We start from the raw sequence: 20125 nt of genomic DNA, 5'->3' as shown, positions 1-20125 counted from the left end.
CATCATGTGAGCCGGCGTTTCCGGCGGGAGCGCCATAGGTGAGCGAGCGTTTAGGGTTGATAGATGCCGTCGTTCCAGACCAAGTTGAAGATCACCGGGCTCAAGCCAGGCAATCCGCCGGAGTCTGTAATGGCCGCTGCGCTTGAGGCCCTGGAAACGCGGCACCATGTCGAATCCAACCAGCTGGACATTGTTGGCGGCGTCGCCCAGATCAGCCTCCGCTTCCTGGTGGAGCCGCGCGACTATCCCGGTGAGAACCGCGAGGCCCGCGCGTCGGCAGCCATGATGCGCGACGCCGTCGAACGCGTAGCGCTCACTGGGAACCTTTACGTTCTGCGCCGCAAGCGGGGGAAATGGTCGCCGGTTTGAGCCCGACATCGGGACGCGCCTAAAGGTGCGGCGGCTCGCCCGGCTCGTCCACCGGCGAGCGGTCACCCCGGCGACGCGTGACGATCACGCCCACCACGACGCCGATCAGCAGCCCCACGCCGACGCCGATCAGTGAGCTCGCCCAGAACGGAAGCTTCGTCGTCGAGCCCGTAAAGTAACCCAGCCCCGTCTGCCACGTGGCCCACAACAGCCCGCCCAAGCCAGCGCAGAGGCTGAAGCCGCGGGAGGAAACCTCGGCGATCCCGGAAGCGGCCGACGCAGCAAGCCGCCCGCCAGGGATGAACCGGGCGCCGATGATCGCGCCGTAGGTGGAGGAGCGCCCGGCCCTGGCGATGGCCCGGTGGATGCCCTGATGGACTTTGCGGCCCCAGGCCCAGCGGTCCAGGACATGTCCCAGACGGCGCTTGAACAGTTGGAAAACGATCATGTCGCCCAGCCAGGAGGCGACGGCGGCCATCAGACCCACGAGCCACAGGTTGACCCGGCCCTCAGCGGCCAGCGCGCCACCCGTGATCACCAGCATCTCGGACGGGATGGGCGGGAAGATCGCGTCGCCCACCACCATGGGGATGATCCAGACATAGATCGCGGCTCCCCAGCCATCGGCGGTGGTGATGTCCATGGGCACAAATTACCCCACTTTGGTGCATCCGCCGGAGTGTCGTGCAAGACTGGCGCCATGCGGCTCGAAATCCTGCAAGGTGACATCACCACGCGCGACGTCGACGCGATCGTCAACGCTGCCAACTCGTCGTTGATGGGTGGCGGGGGAGTGGACGGCGCGATCCATCGCGCGGCGGGCAGGGAACTCCTGGCCGCGTGCATGGAGGTGCGCGAGCGGTACCCGCATGGACTGCCGGTGGGCCAAGCCGTGGCCACCCCCGGATTCAAATTGCCTGCCCGATGGGTGATCCACACCGTGGGTCCTAACCGCCACATGGGACAGAACGATCCGGAACTGCTCGCGTCGTGTTTCCTCGAAAGCCTGAAAGTGGCAGCATCCCTCGGGGCGGGTTCCGTTGCCTTCCCCGCAATCAGCGCGGGTGTCTACGGCTGGGACGCGCGCGACGTCGCCACAGTAGCGCTCGACGCCGTCAGCCGGTTCGCCGTCGAAAGCTCCAGTGGGCTGGAACTCGTCGAGTTTGTGCTGTTCAGTGCGGAGACGACGGACGTATTCCGGAGCGTGTTCGGGCCTTCGGAAGGGTGAGGGAAGCCGCGGGCTTTCGCGGGTGGCCTTTTCAGGTGGCGCGCGCTTTCGCGGGTGGCGTCAGGCAGACTGCGCCTCAAGCACGGACTTCAACTGCCCCAGTTGCCCGACTTCCGACTCCATGGTCTTGGTGATCATCGACCCCATGAGCTTCATGAAGCCCTTGGGCTGGAGATCCAAGGCAAAGCGTACGGTCGTGCTGCCGTTGTTCTCGTCCAGCGTGAAGGATCCTGTTGGTCGGGCGGGGCCGGCAATGACCTGGAAATCGAGTCGTTTGCCCGGCTGGGCTGCGATGATCTCGTAGTCGCCGGCGATCGTGCGGCCACCGGGGCCAGCCATCGTCTGGGAGTACACGGCACCTTTGTTGCCTGCTTCTCCGCTTGCGAGGGAGACCGTCTTTACGCCCGGACGCCACAGCTTATTGTTCAGCCCGTCCGCCAGGAAGGCGTAGACGTCGTTTGCGGGGCGGTTGATCGAGACTTCGTTTTCAGCGTGGGCCATCTGGTTCCTTTTCGCGAGACCGAACACCGCCCTCGGTCGTCGGGCCGGCAAAACTGAGCATATACGCCCGGTCCGCTTGGCAACTCGGGAACGCGCCATTGTTTCGGCGCCGCGGCGCAGGGCACCCGCTCCTTTCCCGACGCTCGCTCACTTGTGTGGGTGTTTGGGCGGACGCTCGCTCACTTGTGCCGCCCCTTTTGCCCAGCCCTCGTGCAGATATCGGGAGTGTCCGTTTAACGGTGGATCCGACACTCCCCCACTGTGATCACCCACCCAATCGTTTGGAACGGGTGGCTCAGTTTTCGACCGTCACCGACAGATATGCGAGCGAGCGTTCGAGAAAAAGCCTCCATATGTGAGCGAGCGTCAGGCCGGGTGGGCTTCGCTCAACTCGAGTCGGCTCCGGTACTCCACGGCCTGCTTGCTGATGGGGTCAACGAATCGGATGCCGCGCGCCAGCAGCTGGAGCGGCTTGGAGTAGTCGTCCGGGGCTTTGTCCAGCAGTTCGGGGTAGAACGCGTCGTTCACGATTCCCAGCCCGAGCGAAGCCATGTGCACGCGGAGCTGGTGGGTCTTGCCAGTGTGGGGCTCAAGCCGGTACAGCGCTCGGCGAGCGGGGGCGCCGTCGTGAGTGCCGCCGTCGAACGTTCTCAGCAGCTCAATGCGGGTCTCCGCGTTGGGTTCGCCGTCGATCACTTCGGCGAGGAGGTAGCTCCGGGATTTGGTCATGCGATTGCGCACGACGGCGGGAAGGTCGACGGCGGGAAACCCTGCGGCGGGTGCCGCGGCAGAGACGCACTCGTACTCCTTCTGCACCTGCCGTTTCTCGAAGAGCACCTGGTACTTGCCGCGGGTCTCCGGGTTCGTGGAGAGGAGCAACACGCCGGCGGTCATGCGATCGAGCCGGTGCATCGGGATGAGGTCTGGCAGGTCCAACTGGTTCCGGAGCCGGACGAGCGCAGATTCCTGGATGTACGTCCCGCCTGGGGTGGTGGGCAGGAAGTGGGGCTTGTCGACCACCATGAGGTGCTCGTCCTGGTGCAGGATGTTGATCTCCACCGGCATCCGGGTCTCTGGCGGGAGCGTGCGGTAGTACCAAATGAAAGTGTGTTCTTCGAGGGGCGTACCGCGGTCAAGGGGCGCGCCGCCTTCGCCCACGATTTCGCCGGCGTCGAACCTGTCCTCGATGCCTTGGGGGTCGATATGGCCCCAGCGGTGCATCATGTAGTCCATCGCGGTGTCCCAAGGCCCCTCGTCCGGGAGGCGCAGACGGGTGGCGTTGACGCCGTCGCGCACTGGAAGGGGGGATTGCATCACTGGTCTATTCTACCGGGGCCGCAAACACCTAGTACGTCGTCCCGCCCGGCAGGATGACGGGCTTGATGGGCTGCCGGTTGAAGTTGAAGTCGTTCACCAAGTTGCCGAGCTGGGGGTTGTCCTCGCGGACGCCGGGCCGGGGATCTGGCCGTCCGTCGGTGGCCGGGTCTAGGCGTTGGCCGTGCAGGAAGTCGTCTTCGATGAATTTGGCGTAGGCGTCGTGGCTGAGGATTTGATGGTCGATGTTGCCTTGTTTGGCGTAGGGGCTGATGACGATTCCCGGGACCCGGAGTCCGTAGCCGTTTTGGTCGACGGTAGGCGGGGTGACGTGGTCGTAAAAGCCGCCCCAGTCATCCCACGAGAGGAAGATGGCGGTGCTGTTCCAGTCCGGGCCCGACATGACGGCATTGATCAGGCCCGTGACGTAAGCCTGCCCGGTGCTGATGAGCGCCGGGGGGTGCTCGCTGACGGCTCCGGTGGGGTCGATCCAGCTCACAGCAGGCAACGTACCGTTCTTGGCCGCGGTGTAGAAGTTGGTGAGGGACTGGATGTTTCCTAGCTGTCCGTCCTGTTTCACGGTGTCGAAGTAGGGTAACGGATTCCAGATGCCCGGCGTCTTCGCATTCTGGGCAACGGGAGCGCAGGACATGGCTGCATCGTCTTGGCAGTCGGGTTCGGTGCCGTTGAAGACGTAGTAGGCCCAGGGCACGTTCTGTTTGTGCAGCAGGTAGGTCAGATCGGTCCAGGCGTAGTCAGGGGGAGCAAGCAGCTTGGCGGCCGCCAGCAGCTTTTGCTTAAGCGCTTCAGGGAGTGTTGCTTTGTCGATGGCGGCCTGGCAACTCGCATAGGAATCCGAGCCCGCGCAGTTTTGCGTAATGAGGGCGTGCAGTTGCGCGGCAATATCCGGGGTGATCCCGGCTGCAGTGAGCGCATCCTGGCAGGCCTTGTTCTGCAGGCCGGCCCGGCATTTGCCGATGAGGGTGGACTGGATCGAGGTGGTGAAGTCCGGTGGACTGCCGGGATTCTGGAGGGCGTTCACGCAGGATTGCGGGTCGCCCGCCCGGCTGCATTTGGCCGACCATTCCGAGACCATGTACAGGTGCTCGGGCAGGCTCCAGGAGGCGTTGGGTTCGAACATGTGGTCCTGCAACGTGAAGTCCTCGGCATACGCCCAGTAGTTGGGCAGGTCACGCGCGTCGTGGTAGCCCATCACGTCGCTTTGGTTGCCGCCCGCGCAGGCTGGGGCGTTCGGTGCGCAGTTCGTCGAGGCCTTCTCGGCCTGCGCGATGAAGCCGTCCATTTTCCCGCCGTCGATGTCCGCAGTGGCATTGCTCTGGCTGTGCGGGCCACCGGAGTTCCGGTCAGAGGGGTCGTAGTACGGTTTCACGCACGAGCCATTGGCCGGATCCGGGACGCACACCGCAGGGGAACCGTTCTGCATCGGAATCCCGTCAGCTCCGGGGAACGTCCCGAAGTAGCTGTCGAACGAGCGGTTCTCTTGCATGATGACGATGACATGCTGGATCTTCGAGATCCCCGGATCCACCGCAGAGGAGCCGGACTCCCCGCCGGCCGGGCTCCCGGCCGCCACCAATGACCGGGACCAAGAGGAGCCGAAAAAGACGGCGGCGCCCACAAGCGCGATGACCGCGACGATCGACAAGGCAGCGAGTGCGGGGCGCCGTAACGCCCAGGCCCGAATCCGCCCCCTGCGATGCCCGAGTGGCCGATCGGCCCCGGACCCAGCGGGCGGACTATTGAAGCTCATCTTGCACCTCACGGACAGTGATACCCGCAGGGTACTCCTTCGCTGACCGCTGCGGTACAGCCCAGTACGGCCTCAGGTACGGCCTCAGGTACGGCCTCAGCGACGGCGTCCGCACGGCGGTCCGCAACCTCCGACGATTAAAAAGTTCTTGACAAGAAAAGTTGTCGGCGGGCAGAATGGAAGCATGTTGGACATCGAAGTGATCGAGGATCCCGCCGCGGCGGAAGCGTCGCTGGACCCGATCCGCACCCGTATTCTGCAGGAGCTTGTCGAGCCCGGTTCCGCCACGCAGTTGGCGATCAAGGTGGGCCTGCCCCGGCAGAAAGTCAACTACCACCTCAAGGCCCTTGAGCGTCATGGGCTCGTTGAGCTTGTGGAGGAACGGAAGAAGGGCAACGTCACCGAACGCGTTTTGCGCGCGACGGCAGCGTCGTACCTGATCTCGCCGGTGGCGCTTGCATCCGTGGCGCCGGATCCCCGACGCTTCTCGGATCGCTTTTCCGCCTTCTGGCTCCTGGCCCTCGCGGCCCGGACGGTCCAGGAGATGGGCAAGCTGATTGCGGGCGCGGCCGCGGCGAAGAAGAAGCTTGCGAGCTTCGCGATCGACGGTGAAATCACCTTCCGATCGGCGGCGGACCGTGCCGCTTTTGCCGAGGAACTCGGCGTCGCGGTGACCCGGCTCGTGGACAAATACCACGACGGTGGCGCTTCCGCAGCGGCGAGCGGCGCACGCAAGCACCGGCTCGTCGTCGTACTTCATCCCGCACTCAAGACAAACACGCAGCACTCTCCAGAAAAGGAACAGGACAATGACTGACAACCGTGAATTCGAAATCGTGGCCGACACCGAACTGCCCGGCACTCCTGAACGGGTCTGGCAGGCTGTCACGCAGGACACCTCGGCCTGGATGTTTCCCACCGATCAGTGGCCGGCCGTGAAAACCGTCGACGAGTACCCCAGCCACCTTGTGACGCGGATGGACGGGCCGGACGGCTGGTTCAACCAGCTGGAGCATGTCCTCGAACCGCTCGACGGCGGCCGGGCCAAGCTGCACTATGTCCACAGCGGCATCTTCGCGGACAACTGGGAGGGGCAGTACGACGGCGCCAGCAAGCACACCGAGTTCTACCTGCACACCCTGGGCCAGTACCTTCAGTACTTCGACGGCAAGCCCGTGGTCTTCACCGACATCCAGGGCCCGGCGGCCTCGCAGACCCCCGACGGTTTCGTGCGCCTGAAGAAGGCCCTCGGCGTGGACGGTGTTGCGCAGGGTTCAACGGTTGAGGTGGACGTCGACGGCGTCGGGCGGCTGAGCGGGGAGCTCGACTTCTCCAACCAGCACTTCCTGGGCCTGCGCACGGCCGACACCCTCTACCGCTTCTTCGGCCGAAACTCCTTCGGGGCGCCCGTTGGCATGACGGTGCACGATTTCGGCGGCAACGGTGATTCCGAACTGACCGCCAAGGCCTGGGGCGGGTTCCTGGAGAAGGTGTACGCCTAACCCCCGGCCCACCCAACTGACTCGCAGTTAACGTCGTTTTGAGCCCTCTAAACGACAACAACTGCGAGTCAGTTGGGCTGGGGAAGCGAATCTGGCTCAGGCTGCCAGCCGCGTGCCACAGCATCCAGCGCCGCGTCGTAGATCCCTTCCCAGTCGGTTCCGGAGTCATTCATGTTCGCCAGTTCCAGGCTCACGAGGCCGTGGACCTGTCCCCAGATGGACATGGCGATCGTCGCGGCTTCGGCATCCCGAACGGTCCCCGCTTTCTGCGAGGCGGTCACGGCTTCCATGAGGGGAAGCATGGCTTCCGAGGCGACTGCCGGCGTCGGGCTGCAGTCCACATAGCTGGCAAGTGCGCCGCCAAACATGAGCCGGTATAGAGCCGGATGTTCCAGCGCCCAGGAACGGTAGGCGAGGCCCAGGCCTCGGAGCCCACCCCTTTCAGCGAGCCGTTGCGATTCGCCGAAGGAGCGGAATCCGTCGTCGACGGCGGCCGTCAGCAACTGTGCTTTGCCCCCGAAAAGCGAGTAGATCGCGGTGGTTGAGGTCTGGGCGGTCGCGGCGACGTCCCGGAGAGTGACCCGCGCGGGGCCATCCCGGTCGACAAGTTCGGCCGTTACCTGAAGAAGCCGCTGCCGGACGAGCTGGTCATGAACGATGGGTCTTGCCATACCTACAAGTGTTTCATAACATTGTTTCATAACGACGTTATGAAACTCGATGAACGGAACTTGAGCTACCGTTCCCAGACCGAAGGATTCACATGGCACAGGAAGTCTTCCCCGGACGCTTCACGGCGGACACCGGGCGCGAGTCGGTGACCGTATTCCTTATCGGAATGCGGGCCAATCGGTGGTGGAAGATCGGCAAAGTGGCGCGCGTGGCATCGGCAATGCCCACCATGCTCCGCCATCTCGCAACACATCCCGAGTCCGGATTGCTCGGCTGTGAACAGTGGTTTGGGCGCACCACCATGCTGCTCAGCTATTGGGAGAGCCCCGAGCATCTCAGGCGCTTCGCGGCGGACAGGGACTCGCCGCATTTGGGGCCCTGGCGACGTTTCATGAAGGAAGTCTCGGGAAGCGGTGACATTGGGGTCTGGCACGAAACCTACCAGGTGCCGGCGTCGGGAATTGAGGTGGTCTACAGCGGCATGCCGCAGTTTGGCCTGGCCAAAGCCACCTCGCATGTCCCGGTCGGTCCAGGCACCAACACCGCCAAGCAGCGCATGGGTGCCGGGCAACCCAACTGACTCGCAGTTAATGCCGTTTTGAGCCTCCAAAACGACAACAAATGCGAGCCAGTTGGGCGGCGAGTAACGCGCGCTACGCGACGGCGGCGGCTTCCTTGGGTGCCTTCAAGGTCCTCCGGAGCTGCGGCGACGCGTCGATCCTGGCTTGGGCATCGCGCAGTGCCAGCACCGCCGTCTCAAGCTGGGCCGGCGCGAGCGTGTACGGGACACGCATGAAGTGCTCGAAAGCCCCGCCGACGCCGAAGCGCGGACCTGCGGCCAGCCGCACGCCGAAGTCCGGGGCGACGACCGTGAGCGCGGTGCTCGACGGCGTGGGCAACCTGCACCATGCCGTCAGCCCGCCGCGCGGACGCTCCACGTGCCAATCGGGCAGGTGCTCGGCCAGTAGTCCAAGGAGCGCTTCCCGGTTCCGCCGCAGCTCCGCAAGCCTGGCGTCCAGCGGTTCAGCGAAGGCCCGGAGCAGCCGAGCCGCCGCCAATTGCTCGACGATAGGGCCGCCCAGATCCATCGTCGTCCGGGTCTGCACAAAGCGGCTGATCAGGTCCACTTCAGCGCGGATCCACCCTGTCCGGAGCCCGGCCCAATGGGATTTGCTGAGCGAACCGATGGTCACCACGGCCGGACTGAACGCCGCGAGCGGCGAGGTGCTGACGACGTCGAGGTTCAGCTCCCGCAGGGTCTCGTCCACCACCAGGACAGTGCCCGTTCCTGCCGCCTCGCGGACCAGGCGGCGGCGCTGAAGGTTGGACATGATCCGCCCAGTGGGGTTGTGGAAGTCCGGCACGAGGTAGGCCATGGCCGGGCGTTGGTGGCGCATCGTCGCCACCATGCCGTCGATATCCCAGCCGCCCGACGTCGACTCCCCGCCACCGCCCGACGTCGGCTCCGCGGCAGGCGGCATCGGCACCGGAACCGTGCGGGAGCCCGAAGCTCGGATTGCGTCGAGAGCGTTGGGGTAGCTGGGATGCTCTACGAGGACCTTCTGCTGCCGCCCGGCGAGGGTCTTCAAGATAATGTTCAGTGCGTGCTGGGCCCCCGAAGTCACCAGTATCTGGGCGGCCGTGGTGGGGATGCCGGCTGCCGTGTAGCGGTCCGCGATGGCTTCCCGGAGGCTCGGAAGGCCGACCGCGTCGTAGCCAAAACCGGGCAGCAACGCCGGAAGGTCAATCAGCGCATCAGCGAATGCGCGGTGCACCACTTCACCCGTGGCCGGCAATGAAGCATAGGCGAGGTCGAGAATCCCATCCGGAACCGCCAGACCGGGTCCGCTGACGGGAACCGTCCGGTGCGGAATGCCCGTCCGGCCCCGGCTGCCCTGGCCGCCGCTGAGGAAACCTTGCTCGCGCAGGCTGGCGTACGCGGCGGTAACGGTGGTCCGGCTGACGCCCAACGTGACGGCAAGCGCGCGTTCACTCGGTAGCGCGACATCGAGCGGGATGCGCCCGTCCATCACCAAAAGGCGCACGACGTCGGCAAGCTCGCGATACGCGGGAGCGGCGCCAGTGTTCCACGGGCCGAGGAGACGCACCATGGCTGTGGGGTTCAGGGATCCGGGCATAAGACCAGTATTGCAAACTGGCTATGGAAAGCAATGCCAGTTTTCGGGGAGCATGGTTTCATGATGACCCGCAGAATCACCCAGCTCCTGATCGGCCTCGCAATGTATGGGATTTCCCTGGCCATGTTCATCCGGGCCGGCCTTGGCCTGGATCCCTGGGACGTGTTCCACCAGGGCGTCGCCGGGAAGATCGGGTGGAGCATCGGCACGGTCGTGGTGGTTGTCAGCTTCCTCGTTCTTCTTCTCTGGATACCGCTGCGGCAGATGCCTGGCTTCGGAACCCTCGCCAACGCCGTGCTCGTGGGTGTCTTCGCGGACATCGGCCTGGCCCTGATCCCCGCGTTCTCGCACCTGGGTGGCCAGATCGCCATGCTCGCCGGCGCCGTGGTCCTCAACGGCATCGCCTCCGCTTGCTACATCGGCGCACGCCTTGGACCGGGTGCCCGCGACGGACTCATGACGGGACTTGCCCGCCGCACGGGCTGGTCCGTGCGCTTGTCACGCACGTTGATCGAGGTTGTTGTTCTCGGTGTGGGCTGGCTGCTGGGTGGGTCCGTCGGCGTGGGAACCGTTGTCTATGCCTTGGCCATTGGACCGGTGGTGCAACTGTTGCTGCCCCTGTTCACGGTTCCGGTGAAGGCTCCCCAGAGTCCGGTGGAAGCGGTGCCGGCCGCGCCGTGACGCGGATACACCAGCGAATTTCGGTTTCGCCACGCGGATTGGGCAGCGTCAGCCGCGCGATTCCTCCAGCGTCAAGGACCGGGCTGGCACTTCGGGCAGAAGTAGATGGTCCGGTCTTCCAACCCCGACGCCGGTCCCAGCAGCCCGCGGCGAATGGGCGTACCGCACCGAAGGCACGGCTGGTGCTCGCGGCCATACACCCAATAGCCGGAGCGGGGAATCCCCCGGACTCCAGGGAACGCGGTGCCACGCGTCATCCTTCGGCCCGGTCCTAAGTTGGCCTCGAGCAGGCCCTTCGCCTCCGTCAGCATCGCCGCCAGATCCTTCACAGCCGACACCGGCGAGGCCGGATGCACCCCAGCCAGGAAACACGCTTCGCAACGGTAGATATTGCCGATGCCGGCGAGATTCCGCTGGTCCAACAGTGCGACGCCGATCGGAGTGTCCGGTGCGGCCCGCAGCCGACGAAAGGCCTCTTCGGCGTCCCAGCCCGGCCCTAGCAGGTCCGGGCCAAGGTGCCCCACTACGCGCGACTCGTCCGGGGTCGGGATAACTTCCAGGATTCCCAAAGAGAAGCCGACGACGTCGGCCGTCGCCGTGCGGAGGACGCACCTGGCCGTGTGGCCGGGTTTCCTCCAGCGGCCGCCGGGGGCATAGACCTGCCAGCTTCCCTCCATTTTCAGGTGCGAGTGGATGGTCAGGGCACGCCGGGGCCGTGCGGCCGCCGCCGATCCGGCCTCGTCCGGCGAGGCCGCAGCCGATCCGGCCTCGGCGCTCCCGGTCCCCGCCGATCCGGGGGCGGCCGAACCCGCAGTCGGCTCCAGCAAGCGCATGAGTAAGTGCTTTCCGCGTGGCACCACTTCGGACACGGTCCATCCGGCCAGGTTCAGCGTGGCAAACCTAGGCACGCGGAAGTCAGAGGAGACAAGCGTCTGCCCGGCAAGGGCCTTGTGCAGCTCCGCGGCAGCCCGCCAGATCGAGTCGCCCTCAGGCACGGATCCCCGTTTCAGGCACGGATCCTCAAACCCTTCGGCGTGGAGTACGCTCCGGCGGCCGCAAGGGCAAAAGCCACGGGGGTGTCCAGGAGGTCATGGCCATTGACCTTTTCCATGATCAACTTGTCCACTGCTCCCCGCCGCACCACGCCTACGAGCGCCGCAGCGGCGGCCGCCAGGACGGCGTCGTCATGGCTGAAAGTGAGCAGGGTCTTCCCTCCGCGTTCGACGTACAAAACCAAAGCACCGTCGACCATGACCACCAAGGCCCCTGCCTTCCGCCCCGGACGGTGACCCGATCCGGCGTCGACTGCCAACGCGGGCCACGGGAGGGCCGCGCCGTACGGGTTGGCGGGATCCGTGGAGGCCAGGGCCAAGGCGACAGGCTCGGCCTTGGCGAGTTGGGCATCCTCCGTGAAGGAGCGCAAACGGTCCACAGTGGCCGGCACGGCAAACTGGGCGGCTCCGAGGTGCTCGATGAAGTAGCCGCGACGGCACCGCCCTGCTTCTTCGAGGCGCGCGAGGACCTTGTACATCAGCCCGAATCCGCCCACGATGTTCTCCACCATGACGGAGCCCCGGGTCACGATGCCGTACCTGTCGAGGAGGAGTTCGGCGGTGCCGCGCGCGTGGATCGTGGGGTCGAGCTCAGGAGCCGGCAACGCCGACCAGCGCCCGACGGCGAGCGGGGGAGTCGGAGCTGTTCCGGTGACCGAGCCATACCGACCACCCGTCAGTCCCGGCGACCCCATCAAGCCCGTGCCGTGCGAGCGGCCGAGCCTGCTCATGCGCAGGGACCTGGCCCGCGGCGGCCGGGCGGGCTGCTTGTGTGCCGTGCGGCCGCCTGCGATCATCGCACGGACGGGGGCGAAAGTGTCGCCTGTGATGCGGCCGGCCCAGACGAGATCCCACAGTGCGGCGACCACGGCGTCGTCGCTGAGCACCGCATCCATGCCGCCCGCAACCTCGGTGAGTTGCCGGAAGAAATAGGCGCCCCCACCGGTCTGCAGGTATTCCAGAAGGCGGAGTTGGGAATCGCCGGGCTCGAAATCAGGGTCCGGGTTGAGCGTCAGTTCCGCGGCTTCGGCCACATGGAGGCTGATCCAGCCGTCGTTCCCGGGCAGCGAGCCGGCTCCGGACCACAAGACTTCGCCTGCCGCCATGAGCTCGTCCAACATTGCCGGCTGATAGTCGGAGATCCGGCTGGCCAGCACCAAAGGCTCCCAGGCCGACGCCGGAACAGGCACGCCGGAGAGCTGATCGACGGCGGTCATGATGCCGTCCAGCCCGCGTAGCGCCGGGGCACCCCGGGAACGGCCGGCAGAGGGCACGGACACGTTTTGCCAGGCGGGGAGGAACCGGCCGTAGGCGGCAGCGTCCACCGGCTCCACTTCGGCGCGCAGCGCGGCCAGTGAACGACGCCGAAGCTTGCGCAGCACTTCGGAATCGCACCACTCGCTACTAAAGGGGACTCCGCGGATCGGCACAGCCGGGAGTTCCGGCGCCTCCAACAACTCGGCCCCCTCACCGGGAACCGTGTCCGGCGCACTCGGGTGCGGGCGGAACTCGCCCTCAACAACACGGCCGTCCGCCGCCAAGCGCTTCAGTGCGGTGCCCACGACGGCGACACCCAGTCCCAGCCTCGCAGCAGCTTCCTCGGCCGTGAACGGTCCGTGGGTCCGCGCGTAACGGGAGACCAGGTCCCCGAGTGGATCGTGGACGGGTTCGACGAAGGCGAGCGGCACTCCCATGGGCAGCGGAACGCCGATGGCATCCCGCAGCCGGGCCGCATCCTCGATGGCTGCGAATCGTTCAACGCCGCTGAGGGTCACGGTGAGGGCGCGGTTGGCCTTGCGCAACGCAGCCAGATGCGCTCCGGCCGCCAGCTGCAACGCGGGCAGATCCAGGGAACCATCCGGGGAGGCTTCCACCCCTTCGGGCTGTAAACGGGCAGCCACTTCTTCGACGCTCAGGGGGCCCAGCAGGCGCAGCAAGTCGGCGACGCCTTCCATGCCACGGACCCGCCGGCCCGGTGCCAGCCGCTGGAGCTCGAGTTCCGTGGCCTCGATGACCTTCGCGTCGAGGAGTTCGCGCAGTTCCACCCTGCCCAGGAGCTCGTTCAGGAGCGTGGAGTCGAGGGCCAAAGCCGCGGCCCTGCGTTCGGCGAGCGGGGAATCGCCCTCGTACAGGTACTGGGCCACGTACCCAAAGAGCAGCGACTTGGCGAAGGGGGAGGGCTGCTGCGTGGTGGTTTGAACCAAACGCAGTTCCCGGCGCTCGATCGAGGCGGCAATGTCTTTCAACGCCGGGAGGTCGTAGACATCCTGCAGGCATTCACGCACGGTTTCGAGGACGATGGGGAACGAAGGGTATTTCTTGGCGACGTCCAGCAATTGCGCCGAGCGTTGCCGTTGCTGCCAGAGGGGCTGCCTTTTCCCAGGATTCTGCCGCGGCAGCAACAGCGCACGCGCGGCGCACTCGCGGAAGCGGGAGGCGAACAAGGCACTGCCGCCAACCTCCGCCGTCACGATCTGCTCAAGTTCCTCCGGATCAAACAGGAACAGCTCAGCCCCGGGCGGTTCGTCCTCCATCATCGGAACCCGCAGCACGATGCCGTCGTCGGCGGCCATGGCGGAACCGTCCAGCCCGTAGCGCTGCTGGAGCCGCTGTCCGACGGCGAGGGCCCACGGTGCGTGGACCGGCATGCCGAAGGGGCTGTGCAGGACGACCCGCCAGTCGCCGAGTTCGTCGTGAAACCGTTCGACGACGAGTGTCCGGTCATTGGGGACGACTTCCGTGGCCTGCTTCTGTTCGCCCAGATACTGAAGCAGGTTGCCGGCGGCGAAGTCGTCCAGCCCGCTGGCCTTGCAGCGTTCCAGCGCTGGACCTTGGTCCGAAGCGGAAAGTTCACGCACGAATGCTCCGAGTGCCCGGCCGAGATCCACCGGCCGGCCCAGGGAATCGCCTTTCCAGAAGGGGAGTTTTCCAGGCTGGCCGAAGGCGGGCGAGACAAGGACGCGGTCGTGCGTGATGTCCTCGATTTTCCAGCTGGTGGCACCCAGGGCGAAGATGTCCCCGACGCGTGATTCGTAGACCATTTCTTCGTCGAGCTCACCGACGCGTCGGCCGCCTTTGGCAGCGCGCGACGCCGGACTGGGCTCCTGTGCAGACGCCGCACCGTTCTGGCCGGATCCAGAAGCAGAGCCAGAACCTGAGCCTTCGGTCTCGGTGCCGATGATGTAGACGCCGAAGAGTCCGCGGTCGGGGATGGTTCCGCCCGAGGTCACGGCTAGGCGCTGTGCTCCCGGGCGGCCTTCGATGGTGCCGGCGTTCCGGTCCCAGATGATGCGCGGCCGGAGTTCGGCGAATTCGTCCGATGGATACCGTCCAGCCAGGAGGTCCAAGGTGGCTTCGAAAGCCGAGCGTGGCAGGGTGGCGAACGGAGCGGACCGGCGGACGGTGGCGAACCATTCCTCGACATCGATGCTTCCCAGAGCGGTGGCGGCGACCGTTTGTTGGGCGAGGATGTCCAAGGGGTTGGCGGGAACGTGGAGGCGTTCGATCTTCCCACTCAACATCCGTTCCACGGTGATGGCGGTGTGGACGAGGTCTGCCCGGTGTTTGGGGAAGAGTACGCCTTCGGAAATCTCACCCACTTGGTGGCCGGCGCGGCCTACCCGCTGGAGTCCGCTGGCCACCGACGGCGGCGACTCGACCTGGACCACCAAGTCCACGGCACCCATATCGATGCCGAGTTCCAGGGATGACGTCGCTACGACACACCGCAGCCGTCCGGACTTGAGGTCGTCCTCGATGAGTGCCCGCTGGTCCTTGGATACGGAACCGTGGTGCGCACGGGCCAGGACCGGATCGGCGCCGCTCGTGCTTCCGGCCTGGGCCATCATGTGGGCGGGCGTCGCCGTCGAGGACGGCAGCCCCGAGGGACCCGGCCCCCCGGACGGCCCTCCGAAATCGGCTAGCCGTGAGTCCAGAACCGAATCCGACGCGGCAGAAAATACGTCCGCCGCCATGAGCTGGCGCTCAGCGTAGATCTCGTTCAGCCGGGCCGTGAGTCGCTCCGCGAGACGCCGGGAGTTGGCAAACACAATGGTGGACTGCTTCGACAGCACAAGATCAACGATCTTCTCCTCGACATGCGGCCAGATGGACGCTTGCGGTTGAAGTCCGGAGGCTGGCCCGGAGTCGAAGGCGCCCGCAGCTCCCGCCAGGTCCGACATGTCCTCCACAGGAACGCTGACGCTGAGGTTCCAGTTCTTGTGCGATGGCGGCGCGACGATTTCCACCGGGGCCGAGCCCGCTAGAAACTGTGCAACCAGCTCGCGCGGCTCCACGGTGGCCGAGAGGCCGATCCGTTGGGCGGGTTTCGGCAGCAACGCATCAAGCCGTTCCAATGAAACTGCGAGGTGCGCGCCACGCTTGGTGCCTGCAACTGCGTGGACCTCGTCGACGATGACGGTGTCCACCTCGCTGAGAGTCTCCCGGGCTTTGGACGTCAGCATGAGGAACAAGGACTCGGGCGTGGTGATGAGGATGTCCGGCGGGTGGCTCAGCAGCGCGCGGCGGTCCGCCGTCGTCGTATCTCCTGAGCGCACGCCGACGCTCACAAGCGGGGCCGGCAATCCGAGCCGTTTGGCGGTCTGGGTGATGCCGATCAGCGGCGAGCGGAGGTTCCGTTCGACGTCGACGCCGAGTGCTTTGAGGGGCGAGATGTACAGGACACGGGTCTTGCGCTTGGGGGCTCGGGCACGGGCGCGGCCGCTTGTTTCCTTAAGACCAGGAAGGGCTTCCGGTGAAGCAGCCGGCGACACGGACAAGAGCCGGTCCAGCGCCCACAGGAATGCTGCGAGCGTCTTGCCGGAACCAGTAGGTGCCACCACGAGGGCGTGCGATCCGGAAGAAATGGCTTTCCATGCACCATCCTGGGCAGGTGTGGGCGCGGAAAAAGCACCGAGGAACCACTCGCGCGTGGCAAGGCTGAAACGGCCCATGGCCATATGGCCCGGACCGCCCGGTAGCTCCTGCTCCTGCATTCCTCCATCATGCCTCACGGCACTGACACAATCAGGAACAGCGCAGGATAAGGCTCAGGCGCTGAACCCGCCTACCCCGACTGAACCCGCCTACCCCGCCTGGAACGCCTGGACGCTCAGGAGATTGATATTGGTGTTACTGCAGCCCGTACGCTGCTGCGGGATGAAAAGCGAAGCGGTGTCCTCCGGTGGGTAAACCCGGAAACCGGCGGCAGGGGTCTGGGTGCATTCGGGGTAGTTCCCGGCCTGGGTGTAGCGGAGTTGGGCGAAACCGGCCTTCCCGGGAGCAAGAACCACTTGTGTCGCAGGCTGGGAGTCGTCCCGCGCGGCGGCCGCGCCGATCGGATCGCCCGTGGCTCCAGACGTGAGTGAGACGCCCGGGAAGCCATTGAGGACGCAAGGTTCCGTGCCGGAGTTGGTCAGGATGAGTTTCATGTAGACGCTGCCTGCCGCTCCGCCCCCTGTGGAGTCGACAGAAGCTGTCAGCGAGCCCGCCTTGCAGAGCGCGACGCCGGATGCCGTCGTCCCGGTGCTCGATGGCGTGGCGCTGCCGCTTGAAGTAGGAGTACTTGAGGCTGAGGCTGAGGCCGAGGCCGACGGTGACGACGAGGCTGAAGCCGTGTCGCTGGGTACGGCTGAGCCCGAGGGCTGGGCCTGGCTTTGGAAGCAGCCGGAGAGCAGGAATACCGAGGCTGCTGCCATCGTGAGCAGGAGACCGTTCTTGACTCGCATATTCGTCATGCGCACAGCTTTTCGTCGTCATTTGCCGGAGTCAACTGCGGCGCGGCAGCGGCGCCGGATTGGCGTCCGGATCGTGATGTTCCGGACGCCGACCCAGCGGAGCCGTTATTTGGACACTGAAGCCTTGGCGGAGCGGCTGCGGAAGAAGGCCGCGCCACCCAGCCCCAGCCCGGCCACACCGGCGATCAGGCCCGCCCAACTGCGTGCCTGTGAGCCGTCGTCGGTCACGGAAGCTGCCTGCTCAGTGGAGATTGACGCAGCCATGTGACCATCACCCGCGGCCGCATCTGCGGCTGTCACGGACACCGACGGAGCCGGAGCCTTCAGCGAGTGCGGGTCCTGGCCGTCCTTCGGGATTTCAGCCCAGTCTGTCTGCCCTTGCTCGCAGTTCTGGAGCGTGGGGAAGTAGAGCGTCTTGCCGGCGGTGTCGGGCAGCTTCACGGACAAGACCAGCGCGTCGCGCAAATGCGGGTCCAGCGGAGCCTTGGCCGTGTAGACGATCTGGCTGGTGCGCTTGGTGATCGAGGTGCCGTCGGCCAGCTTCTTGGGTTCGGGCAGCGTCTGCGTCACCTTCTCGACCGTCCAGTTGGAATTCACCGTGGGCGTAGCGTCCGTCAGTTCCTCGGGGAGGTTGATGGTCAGCTTGGTGGTGCCCGAGGTGTCGCAACCGTGCGGGACGCCGAAGGTCAGCAGCGCGTACGAGTTGGCGGCGGTTTTGTCCGGGTTGATGGAGACGTGCGCAGATGCGCCTGCGAGGCCGGCCATCATCAGTGCGGCGGTGCCGCCGGCGATTCCGGTGGCGGAGAGGGCGCGGCGGAGTGAGGAGTTGTTCATGGTTGTTGCCTTTCAACGGGCGCGCGAAAGCGCCAAAGTGCGGGGATGTGCCCGTCACCAGTTGAAGGCGGTGCCGGGCGGAGTCAGGAAAGCACGACGACGGCGGGCGGGCCGCGTCTGCTGTCTTGCCTGAGGTTCCGCCACGGGCGGGGGACGAATACGGCAGGTGCGCTGAACGCAACAGCTGCGCTGCCGGCGTCGGGCCTGAAGATCAGGCATATGAGCTGCAGGAAGGGCCGGAGCCAGGCTTCGAGCTGCCACAGTGCCTGCTCGCCCTTGGCAAGGAGCAATGCCGAAGCGGCAGTGGCGAGGGCGTGCCCCGTCAACATCAACCAGCTGAGCGGAGTGTCGACCTCGTGAAAATGTACTGTTTCAGCGCCCAGCGGCGGGGAAAGGTGCTCGGCCGCCAGATGGTGTCCAGGTGATCCCGGAGCCGGTACGGTAAGCGGACCGAATGCCGTGAAGGCTTCGTGCAAGGCCAGCTGGCCGGCTCCCAGAAGCGCGGCAATGACCGGGAATCCGAGCTTGAACCGGGTGGCAAGAGTGGTGACGAGCCCGGTCAACGCGAGGACGGCCAACAAGACCGGCGCGACGGGAAGCGCACCGCCGGAGAGCACGTGGGCCCCTGCCGCGAGGGCAACAACGGCGACCGCCAGAGCGCCCGAACGCATGGCATGGAAGGGCGTCCGGGCATGCGATGCGCGCACGGGTTCCTCCCTCGGTAGCGTTCAAGCGGGCGGTTGACCGTCCAGTTCGGGCTGGTCAACCCCGCAATTCTACCGGTGGTTCGTGGCCGCGCCGCTGTCGGATGGGTCGTGTGACGGGCTCTGCTCGCCTGGGTGGACCGGGCCCGGCTCGAAATTGCCTTCCATCGTAAGAACCAGGGCGAGCGCCGGGATCACACACTGGATGACCACCGGGGGAACGGTATAGTGGGTGCCCGCGTCGACGAGGCCAAGATCGGCGAGGGTGGCCAGCTCGCGGAGCGCCCGCAGCGCCTCGAAAGCGGGCAACGCGCCGCCCACCGATTCGTCCTCTGCCGCAGCCTTGAGTTCCTCCGCACTGACGGGCTCTCCGGTGGCTCCCCTCAGCAGGACCCTGGCCAGGGTTGCATTGTCCCGTGGACCTTCCTCCCACATGCTGCCCGAATCCATCACGGCACTCGCGAGGAATACCGTGAGCAACTCACGCCGAGTCTGAAGCCTCGAATCCAGGTCCGGGGAGTGCCACGATTCGGCGCCTGCGCCGGGGGTTGCACGCGTTGATCCAATCGACAGGACATCGATGTCCACCAGTGCGGCCCAGATTTCGCGAAGCACGGGAACTTCGTGCATGGAGCCGACTTCAAATGACTCCGGATCGGCTTCGGCCGCGCCTTCGCCCTCCGGGAGAGGCCCTTTCCCGGTCTTTCTCCCCCTGGCTTTCACTCCTACCGCTCCGGCACCACCTTCAATGTCTTTCAGCCGGAGCACGCCAGTGCTGGTGACGTCCTTTCCGGCTCCAATCCACTCCAGCAAACGTCCGGTCAACTGGAGAACGGGGAGTTCCTGGAACGCCCGGTCCTGCTCTTCGTCGGAGAGTTCCGGCATGTCGCCAGGAAGGTCCAAATCCCCGGCAGTCTCTTCAGTGAGGAACATATGGACGACCAAATATTCCTCCTCGGTACCGGTCCAGCGGCCCGTCTCAGAGAGGAAGTCAACGTAAAGGTGCAGGTAATCGTAGATCATGGCCAAGGCCTCATCGATGTCGGACTCGTCATCGATGTCAGACCCGTCAAGCATGTCGGCAAGGGCAAGGGCGGCGTCGTCCAAACTGCCAGGGTCGAAGCTCGTTGCGGAGCTTTCCTCGCTGATCGCGTGGTTTGCCGTGATGAACAGCTTGACTATCTGCAGACACCTCAGGGCGTCCGGGGCGTCCCCAAATCTCTCGAACCAGTGAACGAAATCCGGGGTGAAGGAGTCGACTACGCGATGGTTGAGGACCAACTGCAAGGGCATTTTGGGGGCCGAAGGCACTGCCTTGACATGCCCGCCACGGGCCTTTGGTTTTTTCGCTTTCCGGCCCACGGCCACTCCTTTACTTCCCGGGCTCATAACTACCGTACTGACGTTACCCGACGCCGCGTAGGCGAGATCAGGGGCTTTGTTGGCAGCACCGACCCATGTCGCGGTAGCTCCATACAAGGTCCTCTAGTCCGCGGATTTCGGTCGCGTCTCCGCCCGAAAGTGTTTCTTCTTGTTGATCTCAGATAGGCTGATTGCGGTAAGTGACAAGACGTCCATGGGATGTCTTCCGGGGTTTCCTGGATAGCTGGCCTTTATCTTGCCC

The 20125-nt window shown here is 65.5% G+C and carries 18 protein-coding genes; 6 read left to right on the top strand and 12 right to left on the bottom strand.

Features of this window, described 5'->3' with window-relative positions; genetic code table 11:
* The first annotated feature begins 63 nt into the window (after window positions 1-63).
* A complete protein-coding gene (locus tag ACSVHC_RS08455) occupies window positions 64-369 on the top strand; it encodes a hypothetical protein (RefSeq protein WP_437772305.1) in 306 nt (101 codons plus the stop codon).
* A gap of 19 nt (window positions 370-388) precedes the next feature.
* On the opposite strand, the gene ACSVHC_RS08450 is transcribed toward ACSVHC_RS08455, so the two are convergent.
* Window positions 389-1012, bottom strand: coding sequence for a DedA family protein (locus ACSVHC_RS08450; protein ID WP_437772306.1), 624 nt, complete (start codon window positions 1010-1012; stop codon window positions 389-391).
* A 57-nt stretch (window positions 1013-1069) separates the two neighbouring features.
* Between ACSVHC_RS08450 and ACSVHC_RS08445 the strand changes: the two genes are divergently transcribed.
* Window positions 1070-1597 (top strand): O-acetyl-ADP-ribose deacetylase, encoded by a 528-nt coding sequence (locus ACSVHC_RS08445; protein WP_437772307.1) that lies wholly within the window; start codon window positions 1070-1072, stop codon window positions 1595-1597.
* Between the two features lie 60 nt (window positions 1598-1657).
* Here ACSVHC_RS08445 and ACSVHC_RS08440 read toward each other — a convergent pair whose 3' ends face one another.
* The 3 genes from ACSVHC_RS08440 to ACSVHC_RS08430 form a co-directional block, all read right to left on the bottom strand.
* On the bottom strand, window positions 1658-2098 hold the full coding sequence (locus ACSVHC_RS08440) for an SRPBCC family protein (protein WP_437772308.1): 441 nt from the start codon (window positions 2096-2098) through the stop codon (window positions 1658-1660).
* 366 nt (window positions 2099-2464) lie between these two features.
* On the bottom strand, window positions 2465-3412 hold the full coding sequence (locus ACSVHC_RS08435) for an RluA family pseudouridine synthase (RefSeq protein WP_437773950.1): 948 nt from the start codon (window positions 3410-3412) through the stop codon (window positions 2465-2467).
* A 31-nt stretch (window positions 3413-3443) separates the two neighbouring features.
* Entirely contained in the window at window positions 3444-5183 is a 1740-nt protein-coding gene (locus tag ACSVHC_RS08430) for an alkaline phosphatase family protein (protein WP_439180806.1), read from the bottom strand.
* Window positions 5184-5367: 184 nt separating this feature from the next.
* Between ACSVHC_RS08430 and ACSVHC_RS08425 the strand changes: the two genes are divergently transcribed.
* Together ACSVHC_RS08425 and ACSVHC_RS08420 are read left to right on the top strand one after the other, a co-directional pair.
* Entirely contained in the window at window positions 5368-6000 is a 633-nt protein-coding gene (locus ACSVHC_RS08425) for an ArsR/SmtB family transcription factor (RefSeq protein WP_437772310.1), read from the top strand.
* On the top strand, window positions 5993-6685 hold the full coding sequence (locus ACSVHC_RS08420; protein WP_437772311.1) for an SRPBCC family protein: 693 nt from the start codon (window positions 5993-5995) through the stop codon (window positions 6683-6685). Before ACSVHC_RS08425 ends, ACSVHC_RS08420 begins: the two co-directional genes overlap by 8 nt.
* Window positions 6686-6753: 68 nt before the next feature.
* On the opposite strand, the gene ACSVHC_RS08415 is transcribed toward ACSVHC_RS08420, so the two are convergent.
* Entirely contained in the window at window positions 6754-7356 is a 603-nt protein-coding gene (locus ACSVHC_RS08415; RefSeq protein WP_437772312.1) for a TetR-like C-terminal domain-containing protein, read from the bottom strand.
* Between the two features lie 92 nt (window positions 7357-7448).
* Here ACSVHC_RS08415 and ACSVHC_RS08410 point away from each other — a divergent pair, with 92 nt between their 5' ends.
* On the top strand, window positions 7449-7937 hold the full coding sequence (locus ACSVHC_RS08410) for a DUF4188 domain-containing protein (RefSeq protein ID WP_437772313.1): 489 nt from the start codon (window positions 7449-7451) through the stop codon (window positions 7935-7937).
* A 73-nt stretch (window positions 7938-8010) separates the two neighbouring features.
* Here ACSVHC_RS08410 and yczR read toward each other — a convergent pair whose 3' ends face one another.
* Window positions 8011-9495 (bottom strand): MocR-like transcription factor YczR, encoded by a 1485-nt coding sequence (gene yczR, locus ACSVHC_RS08405; protein WP_437772314.1) that lies wholly within the window; start codon window positions 9493-9495, stop codon window positions 8011-8013.
* 60 nt (window positions 9496-9555) lie between these two features.
* On the opposite strand from yczR, the gene yczE reads away from it, so the two are divergent.
* A complete protein-coding gene (gene yczE / locus ACSVHC_RS08400; protein ID WP_439180804.1) occupies window positions 9556-10176 on the top strand; it encodes a membrane protein YczE in 621 nt (206 codons plus the stop codon).
* A 71-nt stretch (window positions 10177-10247) separates the two neighbouring features.
* Here yczE and ACSVHC_RS08395 read toward each other — a convergent pair whose 3' ends face one another.
* From ACSVHC_RS08395 to ACSVHC_RS08370, 6 genes are all read right to left on the bottom strand, one after another.
* Entirely contained in the window at window positions 10248-11171 is a 924-nt protein-coding gene (locus tag ACSVHC_RS08395; RefSeq protein ID WP_437772316.1) for an Fpg/Nei family DNA glycosylase, read from the bottom strand.
* Between the two features lie 11 nt (window positions 11172-11182).
* Window positions 11183-16222, bottom strand: a complete 5040-nt coding sequence (locus ACSVHC_RS08390) for an ATP-dependent helicase (protein ID WP_437772317.1) — start codon at window positions 16220-16222, stop codon at window positions 11183-11185.
* A gap of 90 nt (window positions 16223-16312) precedes the next feature.
* Window positions 16313-16963, bottom strand: coding sequence for a DUF4232 domain-containing protein (locus ACSVHC_RS08385; protein WP_437772318.1), 651 nt, complete (start codon window positions 16961-16963; stop codon window positions 16313-16315).
* 105 nt (window positions 16964-17068) lie between these two features.
* The gene (locus ACSVHC_RS08380) at window positions 17069-17797 is read right to left on the bottom strand and encodes a YcnI family copper-binding membrane protein (protein ID WP_437772319.1); all 729 of its coding nucleotides are present in this window, start codon (window positions 17795-17797) and stop codon (window positions 17069-17071) included.
* Between the two features lie 83 nt (window positions 17798-17880).
* Window positions 17881-18504, bottom strand: coding sequence for a hypothetical protein (locus ACSVHC_RS08375; RefSeq protein WP_437772320.1), 624 nt, complete (start codon window positions 18502-18504; stop codon window positions 17881-17883).
* A 69-nt stretch (window positions 18505-18573) separates the two neighbouring features.
* Complete coding sequence (locus ACSVHC_RS08370; RefSeq protein ID WP_439180803.1) at window positions 18574-19863, bottom strand: hypothetical protein; 1290 nt, start codon at window positions 19861-19863, stop codon at window positions 18574-18576.
* Window positions 19864-20125 lie beyond the last annotated feature (262 nt).

The organism is Arthrobacter sp. KNU-44 (assembly GCF_051843155.1).
In the GTDB taxonomy this organism is placed as follows: Bacteria; Actinomycetota; Actinomycetes; order Actinomycetales; family Micrococcaceae; genus Arthrobacter.
The sequence above is the reverse complement of the archived record's forward strand: the minus strand, read 5'-3'. Positions and strand labels throughout refer to the sequence as shown.